Annotated in this window: 14 protein-coding genes; 12 read left to right on the forward strand and 2 right to left on the reverse strand. The window is 48.8% G+C overall.

Features of this window, described 5'->3' with window-relative positions; translation table 11 throughout:
• The first annotated feature begins 5 nt into the window (after nt 1-5).
• Together GQ671_RS01345 and GQ671_RS01350 are read left to right on the forward strand one after the other, a co-directional pair.
• Nucleotides 6-266 carry a YneF family protein gene (locus tag GQ671_RS01345; RefSeq protein WP_160651566.1) on the forward strand — a complete coding sequence of 87 codons (261 nt, stop codon included), beginning with the start codon at nt 6-8 and terminating at the stop codon, nt 264-266.
• Nucleotides 267-429: 163 nt separating this feature from the next.
• Complete coding sequence (locus GQ671_RS01350; RefSeq protein ID WP_160651568.1) at nt 430-2139, forward strand: glutathione ABC transporter substrate-binding protein; 1710 nt, start codon at nt 430-432, stop codon at nt 2137-2139.
• A 60-nt stretch (nt 2140-2199) separates the two neighbouring features.
• On the opposite strand, the gene GQ671_RS01355 is transcribed toward GQ671_RS01350, so the two are convergent.
• Nucleotides 2200-2439, reverse strand: coding sequence for a hypothetical protein (locus GQ671_RS01355; protein ID WP_160651571.1), 240 nt, complete (start codon nt 2437-2439; stop codon nt 2200-2202).
• Between the two features lie 176 nt (nt 2440-2615).
• On the opposite strand from GQ671_RS01355, the gene GQ671_RS01360 reads away from it, so the two are divergent.
• From GQ671_RS01360 to GQ671_RS01375, 4 genes are all read left to right on the forward strand, one after another.
• Nucleotides 2616-4391 (forward strand): ABC transporter transmembrane domain-containing protein, encoded by a 1776-nt coding sequence (locus GQ671_RS01360; protein ID WP_160651574.1) that lies wholly within the window; start codon nt 2616-2618, stop codon nt 4389-4391.
• Nucleotides 4392-6164 carry an ABC transporter ATP-binding protein gene (locus GQ671_RS01365; protein ID WP_160651579.1) on the forward strand — a complete coding sequence of 591 codons (1773 nt, stop codon included), beginning with the start codon at nt 4392-4394 and terminating at the stop codon, nt 6162-6164.
• An 89-nt stretch (nt 6165-6253) separates the two neighbouring features.
• A complete protein-coding gene (locus GQ671_RS01370; RefSeq protein WP_160651582.1) occupies nt 6254-6958 on the forward strand; it encodes a cytochrome c biogenesis CcdA family protein in 705 nt (234 codons plus the stop codon).
• 2 nt (nt 6959-6960) lie between these two features.
• Nucleotides 6961-7446: a CcdC family protein gene (locus GQ671_RS01375; RefSeq protein ID WP_170288599.1), complete on the forward strand. Its 486-nt coding sequence runs from the start codon at nt 6961-6963 to the stop codon at nt 7444-7446.
• Here the strand turns inward: GQ671_RS01375 and GQ671_RS01380 are convergent.
• Nucleotides 7438-7932, reverse strand: a complete 495-nt coding sequence (locus GQ671_RS01380; protein ID WP_160651585.1) for a DUF2621 family protein — start codon at nt 7930-7932, stop codon at nt 7438-7440. The genes GQ671_RS01375 and GQ671_RS01380 overlap by 9 nt on opposite strands.
• A 90-nt stretch (nt 7933-8022) precedes the next feature.
• Between GQ671_RS01380 and GQ671_RS01385 the strand changes: the two genes are divergently transcribed.
• The 6 genes from GQ671_RS01385 to GQ671_RS01410 all read left to right on the forward strand — a co-directional run bounded on the left by GQ671_RS01385 (nt 8023) and on the right by GQ671_RS01410 (nt 14190).
• Nucleotides 8023-8223 (forward strand): DUF1659 domain-containing protein, encoded by a 201-nt coding sequence (locus GQ671_RS01385; protein WP_160651588.1) that lies wholly within the window; start codon nt 8023-8025, stop codon nt 8221-8223.
• A 21-nt stretch (nt 8224-8244) separates the two neighbouring features.
• The gene (locus GQ671_RS01390; RefSeq protein ID WP_160651591.1) at nt 8245-8457 is read left to right on the forward strand and encodes a DUF2922 domain-containing protein; all 213 of its coding nucleotides are present in this window, start codon (nt 8245-8247) and stop codon (nt 8455-8457) included.
• Between the two features lie 2 nt (nt 8458-8459).
• Nucleotides 8460-8579 carry a YvrJ family protein gene (locus GQ671_RS01395; protein ID WP_160651594.1) on the forward strand — a complete coding sequence of 40 codons (120 nt, stop codon included), beginning with the start codon at nt 8460-8462 and terminating at the stop codon, nt 8577-8579.
• A 69-nt stretch (nt 8580-8648) separates the two neighbouring features.
• Nucleotides 8649-9770 carry an exonuclease SbcCD subunit D gene (locus tag GQ671_RS01400; RefSeq protein ID WP_160651596.1) on the forward strand — a complete coding sequence of 374 codons (1122 nt, stop codon included), beginning with the start codon at nt 8649-8651 and terminating at the stop codon, nt 9768-9770.
• Entirely contained in the window at nt 9751-12762 is a 3012-nt protein-coding gene (locus GQ671_RS01405; RefSeq protein WP_160651599.1) for an AAA family ATPase, read from the forward strand. Before GQ671_RS01400 ends, GQ671_RS01405 begins: the two co-directional genes overlap by 20 nt.
• Nucleotides 12763-12795: 33 nt before the next feature.
• Entirely contained in the window at nt 12796-14190 is a 1395-nt protein-coding gene (locus tag GQ671_RS01410; RefSeq protein WP_160651602.1) for a DHA2 family efflux MFS transporter permease subunit, read from the forward strand.
• The last annotated feature ends 125 nt before the right edge of the window (nt 14191-14315 follow it).

Consider the following 14315-nt stretch of genomic DNA (forward strand, 5'->3'; position numbering starts at 1 on the left):
GCAGTTTGGATACTTGGATTTGGATAGTAATTGTTACAGTTGCGCTCATCGGTGGCATTGCGCTTGGATTCTTTTTAGCAAGAAAGTACATGATGGACTATCTTGAAAAGAACCCGCCGATCAATGAAGAAATGCTCAGAATGATGATGATGCAAATGGGACAGAAGCCTTCCCAGAAGAAGATAAACCAGATGATGTCCATGATGAACAAATCAACAACGGACACGAAATCGGCCAAAGATCGTATGAAAGCTTCAAAAAAATAAAATATAACCCGCCTGCACCTGCAGGCGGGTTTATTTTTTGTCTGAAAAAGAATGGAAATACTGAGATGGTTATTATGCTCAAAATTCCTATTATTTAGAATATTTATTGAATAGGAATGGTCGTTCATATATACTTAAACTAGAAGATAAAGGGGGTACTTGAATGAATAGAAGGTTTTTCATGTTGTTTTTTGTATTTGTATTCACTTTGATACTTGCTGCCTGTACAGATGATTCATCTGTTGATGATGCAGTGGATGAAAGCTCAGGAGGAGAAGAAACTTCTGATAATGCAGAAGGTGAAGGTCAAAGCGAGGGTGGCGAGCTGACCGTGGCAATGATGGATGATGCCGTCACGCTTGATCCTCACGGCAGTAACGATTCAGCGTCAGCCCAGGTCAGAAGAAACATATACGAGACGCTCGTACATCAGGAAGTGGATATGGCACTGGCACCTGGTCTTGCAGAGGAATGGGAAGCGACAGAAGACGATGTATGGACCTTCCAGCTGCGTGAAGGCACCACTTTCCATAACGGATCCGAATTTACAGCAGAGGATGTAAAAGCGACTCTTGATCGTGTCAGAGATACTGCAGTGGCGTCCCAAGTGGCATTTCTGTTCGAAATGATTTCTGAAGTGGAAGTAGTTGGCGACTATGAAGTGAGCCTGCGTACGGAATATCCATTTGCACCACTGCCAAGTCACCTGGCACACAATACAGCAAGCATCATCAGCAAAGAACTCATCGATGAGGATTACCAGTCGGCATTGGATGAGGGCGGCGTTGATATGACGGCAGATGAGTACTATGAATTGCGTGAAGAAGGCGGTTCCGAGTACGACGATGTTGCTGAGAGCATCTCTGAACATATCGGTAATGTCATCGGTTCTGACGCGGATGGTACAAACCACCTGATGTTCGAGTCACGTACAGCAGGAGATGAGACGGTACTTCAGAAATTCGAGGACTTCCAAGGTGGAGATCGCAACTTTGATACAGTGACGTTCCGTGTCATTCCGGAAAATGGCGCACGCATGGCTGAACTTGAAACCGGCGGCATCCACGTTGCCGGAGACGTCGACTCCACAAGTGCTGTGAGAGTGGAAGAGGGAGAAGATACTGAACTTGTTGAACAGGAGTCGGTAAGGATGTCCTACCTCGGTTTCAATACCGAAAAGGAACCATTCGATGACGTCAGAGTCAGACAGGCCATTTCCTACGCCATCGATCGTGATGAAATCATCTCTGGCGTATACGATGATATGGGTATCAAAGCGGACGGACCACTGGCGCCAGATGTATGGGGCCATGATGAGAACCTTGAAGGTGTCGAATATGATATGGACCGTGCCAAGGAACTGTTGGCTGAAACGGATGTTGCAGACGGTTTCCAGACGACAATATGGGTGGATGAAGACCCTCAGATCGTCGATACAGCTGTATACATCCAGGAAAAGCTGTCCGAACTGAATATTGATGTGCAAGTCGAGCAGTTCGAGTGGGGCGCGTACCTGGATCGTACATCACAGGGTGACCACGAGATGTTCATTCTTGGCTGGACGACTGTTACGGCCGATGCGGACTATGGTCTCTACGCACTGTTCCATTCCAATAGTCACGGTGCAACAGGAAACCGTTCATTCTATTCAAATGAAGAAGTTGACACCCTTCTTGATGAAGGGCGCACAGAGCCTGAGGAAGATCCCCGATTTGAGGCATACAGCCAGGCTCAGGAAATTCTGATTGAAGAAGCACCGGCAGCCTATCTTTTCCATACGAACTTTGCCATCGGTGTCAATTCTAGCCAGGTGAGCGGTGTGGATCTCGATCCTGTCGGCAATATCAGGCTTGAAAATGTATCATTCAACTAATCCATAATGAACAATAAGAAAAAGCCTTGAGATGACATTCATCTCAAGGCTTTTTCGTCGCTATACTTTTTCGACAACGTAACTGCGCTTTTCTGTGTAATACTTTTTGCCATCTTCCGATGTTTGTTCAAAATAGCCTTTGAACTGATGTGTCACCTTGTATTCGCGTTCGTAATCCGCGAACAGTTCGTCCTCGTTTGATGAAAGGATCATGGCATCTGTTGTACTGATGAAGCCCTCGAGTTCCTGTGCCGTGTAGTGACTGTCCAGTTCGAGATTATGCAGATTAGAGTCGGACATGAAAAAGCCTCCTGTTCAATAATATATTCAACTTTTCCCATCCCCCTGGGTACTAAACATTCATAATCGAGAGCTCAGCCAATCGTATGAAATTTTAAAATCTTCTGTTGTTGATTATTTCATATTTCGAAACATATGGTAGAATTTAAAAGAATATGACAACAAGGAGGATCGCAATGAAGGTTTTTAAGAAAATGGGATGGTTTTTCAAGCGCGAGTGGCGCAGCTACACATTAGGAGTCATCATGCTGATTCTGGTAGCACTCCTGGAACTTGTACCACCGCAGGTCATCGGCTGGGTCATCGACCGCATCACCCAGGAGACGCTGACCGGCAATCTGCTCATGTGGTATATTCTGCTGCTAGTTGCTGTGGCTATTCTGACATACATATTCAGGTATTTCTGGCGCATCATGATATTCGGGGCCAGCTACCGGCTCGGCAGAATACTGCGCTCAAGGCTCTACCGCAAGTATTCCGAAATGAGCCCGGCGTTCTATCAGAAGCGGCGGACAGGAGACCTCATGGCACACGCGACAAATGATATCCAAGCAGTGCAGTCGACAGCCGGAGCTGGTATTCTGACCATTGCGGATTCCCTGATTACGGGCGGGGCAGTGCTCATTACAATGGCGATTACGATCAGTCCGGAGCTGACACTGCTTGCCATGATTCCACTGCCGTTCATGGTCATACTAACAAGCTACTACGGCAAGCTTCTCAACCGTGGCTTCAAAAAGGCTCAGGCTGCCTTCAGCATGCTGAACGATAAGACGCAGGAGAGCATATCGGGGATCAAAGTGACGAAAACATTCGGCTACGAACAGAGCGACCAGGCAGATTTTCGGAAAATGAGTGATGATGTCGTCGAGAAGAATCTCAAGGTATCGAAAGTGGATGCACTATTTGATCCGACCATCATGACCATCATCGGTGCCAGCTACTTCATATCCATATTCTATGGTGCACGGATGGTACTGGATGATACGATTTCAATCGGTGAACTGGTCACTTTCACGACGTACCTCGGCATGATGGTGTGGCCGCTGCTCGCACTCGGCTGGTTCTTCAACCTGGTGCAGCGGGGCAGTGCCTCCTATGATCGTATCCAGGAGATAATGGATACGAGAAATCAGGTCGGCGTCGACTATAAGATAGAAGACCAGCCTGAGGGAGACATCACTTTCGATCTCGGTGCATTCAACTTCCCGGATGACGAGTCGGATGGATTGAGGGATGTGCGATTCACAATCGAAAAAGGGACGACGGTCGGCATCGTCGGCAGAACGGGATCTGGCAAAAGTGCCCTGATCCGGCTGCTGCTGCGTGAATTCGATACAGTCAATCCGGAAGATATCAAGTATGGCGAACATCCCCTGCGCGACTATGAGATCAGCAATCTCAGAAGACAGTTCGGCTATGTGCCGCAGGACCACTTCCTGTTCTCTACATCAATTCAGAACAACATCGCCTTCAGCAATCCTGAAATTGAAAAAGAAGAGATATATCATGCGGCAAGACTGAGTCATGTCCATGAAGATATCAAAGGGTTCACAGAAGGCTACGAAACGGTTGTCGGAGAGCGGGGTGTGTCCGTTTCCGGTGGTCAGAAGCAGCGCATCTCCATTGCACGTGCTCTGATCATGGATCCCGAAGTGCTGATTCTGGATGATTCCCTGTCTGCGGTCGATGCTGAAACTGAGGAACAGATTCTCACCAATCTGCAGAACAGCCGCGCAGGCAAGACAAATATCATCACAGCACACCGTATGAGTGCCGTCAGTCATGCCGATCTCATCATTGTCATGGACAATGGCACCGTCATCGAACACGGAAACCACCGTGAACTGATGAATCAGGGTGGCTGGTATCATGAAACCTATAACACCCAGGCATTGCGTGATGCACTCGAGAGCTCCCTCGATGATCTCGTTCTGAAGGAGGAAAAATAGATGGAAAACAACCAGTTCAATCTCTCTTTCAATGATCAGAAGACAGTGCTCCTGAGACTGATGAAGTATACACTGCCTTTCAAGGGCATCCTGACGATCGGGTTCATCATGCTGATCATTTCGACCATCACCGGTGTCGCGACACCTTACCTGGTCATGATATTCATAGATGACTACTTGACGCCCGGCGTGTTTCCAGAGTCCGAGATCATGTGGCTCGTCATCGCCTTTCTGGCAGTCCAGCTGATCGGCGCGATTACCACCTATATGCAGATCTACCTGTTCCAGTACCTGGCATTCAAGGTCATCCAGCAGCTCAGGATCGATGCCTTCGATAAGATCGGCAGGCTTGGCATGCGGTACTTCGACAAGGTGCCGGGCGGCAGTGTCGTGTCACGAATCACCAATGATACGGAGGCCATCGTCGAAATGTTCATCGGAGTGCTCGCTACATTCCTGATGGCGTTCTTCATGGTCATATCAAGCTTCATCATGATGTTCGTCCTGAATGTCAGACTTGCGCTCATGGCGCTTGTATTCATGCCGGTCATCGTGCTGGTCCTGGCCGTATACCGCAAGTACTCGGCGAACTTCTTCTCCCATGCAAGGCAATTGCTCAGTGATCTGAACGCCAAGCTGGCAGAATCGATCGAAGGGATGAAGATCATCCAGGTGTTCAACCAGGAGAACCGTCTGAGCAATGAGTTCAACGAAATCAATGAAATGCACTATAAATACAATATGAAAAATGTCAGACTTGATGGTCTGCTGCTCAGGCCCGCCATCAGCATGATTTCTGTCCTGGCCATTGCACTCATTCTCGGCTATTTCGGACTGCTCAGCTTTGAATCCACTGTCACTGCCGGTGTCATATTCGCCTTCATCCAGTACATGGAACGATTTTTCGAGCCGCTCAGCCAGGTCAGTCAGAATCTGAACATCTTCCAGCAGGCACTTGTTTCAGCAAGCCGTGTATTCACACTGATGGATGATGACCGCATCGAGCCGGCACAGTCCGAAGATGCTGCTTCAAAAGTGACGGACGGCCATATCGAGTTCAGAAATGTCACTTTCAGCTATGATGGCAGTACGGAGGTTCTAAAGGACATCTCATTCACAGCAAGACCTGGTGAGACCGTTGCTCTTGTCGGCCATACCGGCTCGGGCAAGAGTTCCATCATCAACCTGTTCATGCGTTTCTACGAGTTCGAGCAAGGGGATATACTGGTGGATGGCCATTCCATCAAGCAGATTCCAAAGCAGGAATTGAAGGAGAAGGTCGGTCTCGTACTGCAGGATCCATTCATCTTCTATGGCACCATCGAGTCGAACATCAGGCTCTATCATCCAGCAATGACCTTTGAACAGGTCAAGGCAGCGGCAGAATTCGTCTACGCTGACAAGTTCATATCAAAGCTGCCGGGTGACTATAGCCATAAGGTGATCGAAAAGGGCAGTGCCTTCTCAAGCGGAGAGCGTCAGCTCCTCGCCTTCGCACGCACCATGGCAATCGATCCGAAAGTGCTGATTCTTGATGAGGCAACAGCCAATATCGACTCCGAGACGGAGGAGCAGATCCAGCATTCTCTTGAGAGGATGCGCAGAGGCAGGACAACACTGGCCATCGCCCACCGGCTGTCGACCATCCAGGACGCAGACCAGATTCTCGTTCTCAATAAGGGTGAAATTGTGGAGCAGGGCACACATGATTCACTGATCCGCTACGGTGGCATCTATCATAAAATGTACCAGCTTCAGAACGGACAGCAGTAAATGTCATAGAAAGTTCTAAAATAATAGCTTAATGTATGCATGTACCTCCATCATGTCTGTTAGAATGACATCTGAATGGAGGTATTTCTATGGGTAGCGAAGTCACTTTTCTCCTCGCATTCGGAGCCGGCGTACTGAGTTTCGTCTCACCGTGCGTACTTCCGGTTTTCCCAGCGTTCATCTCCTATATAACAGGGATGAGCTATAATGAAGTTGAAAGTCAGAAATTCAATTTCCGTGCAATTCTTCATACATTATTCTTTCTAGTCGGTTTCAGTCTTATCTATATTGCGCTCGGATTCGGTACGGCATTCTTTGGCGGCCTGTTCATCGAGCATTCAAATCTGATCCGTCAGCTCGGCGCGATACTGATCGTTATATTCGGGCTGATCGTCACAGGTGTGCTCAACTTCGATTTTCTGATGAAGGACAGGAAAGTCCATTTTAAAAATAGGCCATCCGGCTTCATCGGCTCCATCCTGATCGGCATGGCATTCGGTGCCGGCTGGACACCGTGCAATGGCCCGATCATCGGTGCCATATTCGCCATGAGTGCAACCGAGCCGAATAATGCACTGATGCTGATGGTCGTATACTGCCTCGGTTTCGGAGTACCTTTCTTCACATTGAGCTTCTTCGTGTCGAGAACCAGGTGGATGTTGAAGTACTCGAACCATATCATGAAAGCCGGCGGAATCGTCATGATTCTGATGGGTATATTGCTCTATTTTGATGGCCTGACACAGATCATCATCTGGCTGCAGCCGCTCTTCGGCGATTTCCAGGGGTTCTGATCATGAGTATCGAAAGCATACTGTTCACTGCCGCCTCCATCATGGCGGTCATCATGGGACTCATTGCAGTTTTCGTCAGGCAGAAGGCGGCCAAACGGCCGCTGACACTGCCTAAAATCATCATTCCGCCGGTCATGATGTCGACCGGTGCACTGATGTATGTATTTCCGTACTTCAGGCTGACGCCATTTGAAATCGGAGAAGCGATTGTCATGGGTCTGATCTTCTCGATTGTACTCGTCGTCACCACCCGCTACGAAGAGAAGGATGGCAGACTCTATGTCAGACAGTCCAGAATGTTCCCGGTCATACTGATCGGCCTTCTCGTCCTGAGAATCATATTAAAAGCAATACTCTCCCTGAGCATTTCACCGGGAGAGATTGGTGGCATGTTCTTCCTTCTGGCGTTCGTCATGATCGTCGTCTGGAGGATATCGATGTTCATCCACCTGCAGACATTCAATAAGCAGCAGATCAAGTCACTTTGATCTGCTGCTTATTTTTTCTGTCTGTTCAAATATGGAGAATTTCTGCTTTTCATCATCTGCATACTGGAAGAGATCCTCGTACGGCGTGTAGTCGATTTCGAGTTCATTCAGCTTCTTCTTCATGAACTTATGATCCCTTTTCGGGGTCGCGATGATATAGCCCTTCATGATGTGGTCGAGTGTAATGTCATCTGCGCCTTCATCGAGCGCAATCTTTGATATGCGGCCGGCAATCCGTTCCTTGGCTACGTCCCTGAATATCTCGGGGACCGGCATGACCAGTTCATTCAGCAGATTTCTTGCCTCGTCGTTCCACAGGGGCAGTGCCCGGTCGATGTACAGGTCCTGCCAATCCAGTTCACTGTATCCGTCCTCTTTAGGCATGCGTTTCAGAAACTTCCGGAACATGAAATATCCGCCGATGATCATAAGACCCAGCATGACGAAAGTCCATAGCGCAATGAGCCACATGATTATATCGTTCATTCCCTCACCTCCCAGTCATTATAGAAAATATATATTCGATTGTCCATCGAATCATTTGTGACGATATATAGGGTGAAGGAGGTGAAAGCCATGCTTAAGAGTACAAACGCAAAGTTCTATTTCTTTGAAGCGGATGAGAGCGGTAAGGAAAAACTCCGTTTCAGATCCGTCAGAAACCTGGATACGACGTCAACAGACGAAGCCATCAATACACTGGCAAGCATCTATCAGAACCTGACGAATGATGTGTATCCGATTGTCGAGAAAGAACAGACCTACGTCATCAACTAATAATGAAAAGGAGGAAGAAAAATGACCAAGAAGCTTGTAATTGTATTCGACACGGATCTAAGCCGCCGTTTCACACTCACAATCAATAATCCGAAAGAAGATCTGACTGAAGCGACACTTGTGGCTGAAGCGGAGCGACTCATCGAGTTGGGCGTCCTCGCACCGATGCAGGGTAGACCGGTATCCGTGCATTCGGCGAAGATTGTAGAGCAGAACGTTACAGAGATCATCTAGCAATGGAATGGGTAACACTGGTCAGCGATGTTGGATTTCCGGCTGTGATCACATTCTTTCTGCTCCATCGTATGGAGCAGAAACTGGATGACCTCATCATATCCATCAGGCAGCTGCACTGAAAAAAACCATCCCCAAATTTACTTGGGGATGGTTTTTCTTGTATAATCATATTCAATGAGGTGGTTTAAATGAAAATTCTACATACAGGAGACTGGCATATTGGAAAACGTCTGAACGGCGTGGATATGATAGAGGATCAGCGGCATATGCTGGACCAGCTGCTGGACCATATCGATGAATCATCAGTCGACCTGGTCGTTGTGGCAGGGGATGTGTTCGACCGGAGCAATCCTTCGCAGTCCGCACTGAAACTCGTCAATGAATATCTTTATAGGATCAATATAGAAAAAGGCATACCGGTGCTTGCCATCAGCGGCAATCATGACAGCCGCTCACGGCTCGACTACGGCAGCTACTGGTTTGAAAAAAGCAACTATCATATGCGGACGTCACTTGAGGATATCACGACACCTGTAGTAATCGATGATCATCATTTCTATATGGTTCCCCATATGGATGTACTTGAGGCCAAGGTGTTCTTTGATGATGATTCAATCAGATCCCATCATGATGTCTACAAAAAGGTTACAGAGGAGATTGCCACAGTCATGGACAAGGATGCCTACAACGTGATGATCGGACATATGTTCATTTCAAATGGCAAAGCCTCCGACTCCGAGCGTCCGCTGTCCATCGGACTGTCTGAAGAGGTCGGGGCGGATCTGTTTGAAGCCTTCGACCTGGTACTGCTCGGACACCTGCATCATCCGTTTGCGATTACGCATGAACGCATATTCTACAGCGGATCGCTTTTGAAGTATTCTTTTTCGGAAGTGAAGCAGCCGAAAGGCTTCCGCATGGTCGAGACCGACAATACGAAATGCAGGTTCATTCCACTGCATCAGCAGCGGGATCTCGTCCACTACCAGGGCACATTTGAAGAAGTGATCAATGAGACAGTGATGTTCGAGGACAAGGCAGCATACTTCAAATTCGAACTGTCCGGAATGAGCCATATCAACGATCCGATGGCAAAGCTCAAGATGATCTACCCGAACGTCATGGAGCTGCGGCCGCTCGTTGAAAAGCGTGAGCATGTCCGGGCACAGATTGATGTCCACCAGTCGAGTGATCGTGAAATATTCGAATCGTTCATCGAAAGCGTGCATGGTGAGCCGCTGACAGAGTACCAGGGGCAGATTTTCAATACTTATTTCAAAGGTGATGCAGATGAAGCCGATTCAGATTAATATGCAGTACTTTGGTCCTTTCGAGAACCAGACCATAGATTTTGATGATGTATCCGACAGCATGTTCCTGATCAGCGGCCGCACAGGTTCCGGCAAAACGATGATATTCGATGCCATCACCTACGCACTCTATGGCACACTGTCGACAAGCGACCGGGCAGAAGGATCGGTCAGAAGCCAGTTCGCCACGGACGATGATATCAGCGCCATCCGACTGTCATTTGAAATACGCGGCAGAAGATACACGATCGAGCGGACGCTCTCCTACCAGAAAGCGGGCAGGAAGACGCCCGTGCCGCCGAAGGCGGTGCTCTATGATGCGGATGGGAAAGTGCTTGAAGGCAGCATCAACGGGGTAAAATCGATGATCCTTGAGATCCTCCAGCTGAATGCCGACCAGTTCAGGCAGATTCTGATCCTGCCGCAGGGTGAATTCAAAAGACTGCTGACATCTTCAAGCGAGCAGAAGCAGGAAATATTGAGGACACTGTTCCGGACCGAACGCTTCGTCAAGTTCGAACATAAGCTGAACGAACTGAAGAAGGAGAAGCTTAAAGGCAGTGAAATGGTGGAAACGAAGATCGCCGAGCGATTCAATACGATTACCGGCGAGGAGCACCCGGAGGTGGCCGAACTGCTCAAGGTCGAGTTCCCGACATTCGCCAGAAGGATGGAGACGATCGACAAGGTGCAGGCGATCATCGAAAAAAGGAAGGCAGAGGTCGAGCGGGCTCTCGTCACAAATAAAGACAGGCTCGATACATTGGGAGAGGTACTTAAAAAGAAGAAAGACAATAACGCGCGGATCGAAGAAGTGGAGAAAATAAAAACCAATCTTGCATCACTTGAAGATGACGCCTCCCGTATCCAGTCGCTCGAAACAGAAATCGAGTCCTACCGTACGATCAAGGAAATGGAGTATACACTGCGGACGGAGTCGGGTGCACGAGAACAGAAATCACGGATCGAAACTGAACTATCGGACTTGAAAACGCAGTTCTCACGTGTGGATAAAGCACTTGAAGTCATCGGGCAGAAGCACGGCGAACTGCAGGAGAAAAGTGATTTCTATCAGCGGGCGGAAACATGGCTGAATACGACGGAACGGTTCATGCATAATGAAGAGATAGAAAATATCCATGAGACGATGGCTTCACTAAAAGCACGCAAATCGGAGATATCCAAGGAGAACAGTGCAATTTCCGAAAAACTTGAAGCGGTTGCTGAAACACTTGGCAAGGATGCATGGAATCGTGAACAGTCGGAGCAGCTGAGTCGGGAGCGATACGCAGTCGACAATGAGATATCTGCACTCGAACAGGCCATTGGTACGGAGAATGAGTTGAGACAGTATGATGCTGAAAAAGCCACTCTGACGGATGTGATCAAGAAGATAGATCAGAAGCATGCACGCATCGAGTCAGAACGTAAGGAAAAGCAGGATGCTCTTAAAAGCCGCTATTCTGCAGAGGATGGTGCCCATATTGAACACCTGATCGGTCATCTCGAAGTTGGCGCGCCATGTCCGGTGTGCCAGCAGACGGTACAGGCGCTACCTGAAGCCCATCAATATCTTTCAGCAGAGGAAGAGGAGGCCTTCAGAGCGTTAGAAGCGGATCTTGAGGCACTCTCAAACGATAGAAGTGGCAAGGCGCGTCGTTTGGACGTAGTCGATGCACTGCTGGCTGATAAAACGCGCAAGGATCTGGATGCATTAAACGCCTCGCTTGAAGAGTACAGGCAGAAGGAGAAGGATCTCAAGCAGCGTATTGAGGAAGAGAAAAGGCGATTTGAAGAGAAGCAGCAGCTCGAAAAACAGCAGAACACGCTGAACAGCAGACTGAACGACAACAGGCTTGAACAGAACAATGTCGATCACAAGCTCAGCCACGCCGAGTCGCTTCTATCGGAATTCAGATCTCAGACAAGCTATGATGACTACAGGACATTCGCCGAAATGCATCATAAATGCCAACGGTCTCTCGAGGACTATAAGGCGCAGGTTAAGGAAAATGAACAGAAGCAGCTCCAATATCGCGAACAGAAATCACGGCTTGAAGAGAAGCTTTCCTATCTTCAGAAACAGCTTGATGAAGTAGCTGAGCAGCTCAGAACGCTGTCTCCGGAAATCGATGCCTTTGCAGGCAGGATGAACAGTGACCGATCACAGATGCTCACACTGCTCGAGCGCTCGGACATCCAGTCCGTGGAGCAGACGGTCAAGGAACACCATAGCCGGAAGTCACTGCTCGAAACAAGGCAGAACGTCCTGATGGAGACACTTGAAAGTGAGTCGATGCAGGATACTGCAGAAGAACAGAATGAAATTGAACAGCTCACCGCGCAAAATGAAACATTGACGAATCAGAGAGTCCGATTGGAAACCCAGCTCGAGCAAAATAGGAAGACAGCCGACTCGATCAGCAAGCTGATTGCCGAGTATGAAGCGGCACTGGGTGAGATCCAGTCGCTGATCGAACTGGTCGACGTCGTGTCAGGCAGAAACGAGCAGAAAGTCTCGCTGGAGCGCTATGTGCTTACCTACTATCTCGACCGCATACTCGATATCGCCAATATCAGGTTGCTTGAAATGACGAACCACCGTTATGAACTGAGAAGGAGTACCAACAGAAGCAACCGCAAAACTGGTTTGGATATTGAAGTGTTCGACTTCTACAACAATCGCTCCCGCCACATCACTTCACTATCCGGCGGAGAATCCTTTCAGGCGGCACTGACTCTGGCGCTTGCCATGAATGAAGCACTGCAGCAGGAATCCGGCGGTATCAGTCTCGACACGATGCTGATTGATGAAGGGTTCGGAACACTTGATCCCGAGACGCTGGATATGGCTGTGAACACACTGATCGAGCTGCAGACGAGCGGCAAGATGGTCGGCATCATCTCCCATGTTGAGGAACTGAAGGAACGCATGGAGAATATACTCGAGGTCAGTGCAGTCAACGAACGGAGTACGGCACGATTCAAATAAAACAATGGGGAACCATGAGGAAGTAGTGAAGCAATGCAAATTAGAATGGCCTACAGACCGAGCCAGAAGTCAGTATTGATCGCCACATTGATGATGGGATCGTTTCTTGTTCTGCTCAACCAGATGCTGCTTGTCACCGTCGTGCCCCCGATCATGTCGGCATTCGACATCCCATTCAGTACGGCGCAATGGCTGACGACGGGATTCTTTCTCGTCAATGGCATCATGATTCCGGTATCGGCATTTCTGATTCATAAGTTCACTTCGAGGCGCCTGTATCTGCTCGGGATGATGATTTTCATCATCGGTACGATACTTGCCGCCGTAGCACCCATCTATCCGGTACTGCTTTCGGGCAGAATTCTGCAGGGCATTGCCGCAGGCATCATGATGCCACTGACCCAAGTCATCCTGCTGACCCAGTTTCCACTGGAGCAGCGGGGCCGGGCGATGGGCTACTATGGACTCGTCATCGGTGTGGCGCCGGCAATAGGTCCACCGCTTGCCGGATACATCGTCGGCTTCTGGCCATGGCGTACACTGTTTCTGATCGTACTGCCGCTGGTGCTGGCCAACTTTATTCTGGCGTACTTTTCTATGCGCAACGTCACGCATCAGACAGATCCGAAAGTCGATATTCCATCCATCGTTCTATCCACACTCGGTTTCGGTGGCCTGCTCTACGGCTTTTCTGTAGCTGGCACAAGAGGGTGGGGCGATCCGCTTGTTCTCACATCCATCATTGCAGGTATGATTCTGGTGTTCATCTTCACCAGGCGCCAGTTCGGACTGCGCCAGCCGATACTTGAGATGAGCGTATTCAAAAACCGCTACTTTCTCATCAGTTCACTGGTCGGTGTCATCGTCTTCACTTCCATGGTCAGTGCCAACAATATTCTGCCCGTACTGATGCAGGACATGCTCGGCTACACGCCATTCGAATCGGGACTCGCACTGCTTCCCGGGGCGCTGGTGATGGGCGCGACCATGCCGATCGCCGGTGTGCTTTTCGACAAGTTCGGCATACGGATTCTGACATTCCTGGGCATGGCACTGATACTTGTCACTTCCATCCTGATGTCATTTCTGAATCAGGAGACGACCTTCACGTACCTGGCTGTCGTCTATACATTCAGACTGCTCGGGACTGGACTCACACTGATGCCGCTCACCACCTTTGCGATGAATGCACTGCATGACGATCTCATTCCGGACGGCACTGCCATGAACAATACGATGCGCCAGATCGGCGGCTCGATATTTACAGCCGTCATGGTCACCATCATGACTGGAGTAGCACTGAATCTATCATCAGGTGCACCTTCAGTCACACAGGAGATTACCGGTGTAAACATGTCCTTCGTCTTCTCGGCTGTGATGGCTGGCGTGGGACTCGTACTTACTTTATTCATGAAAGAGCAGAATTGACGTCTTAGTTCACACGATAGTAGGGAATGCGCCATACTCTTTTCACAAAATATGCCTTTTTGCATATTGTCCTCTGGAATTTATTTGATATAGTTAAAGTCAAAGAATAATCGGAGGGTTTTGAA

Origin of the sequence: Salinicoccus hispanicus (assembly GCF_009831115.1) — a bacterium.
In the GTDB taxonomy this organism is placed as follows: domain Bacteria; phylum Bacillota; class Bacilli; order Staphylococcales; family Salinicoccaceae; genus Salinicoccus; species Salinicoccus hispanicus.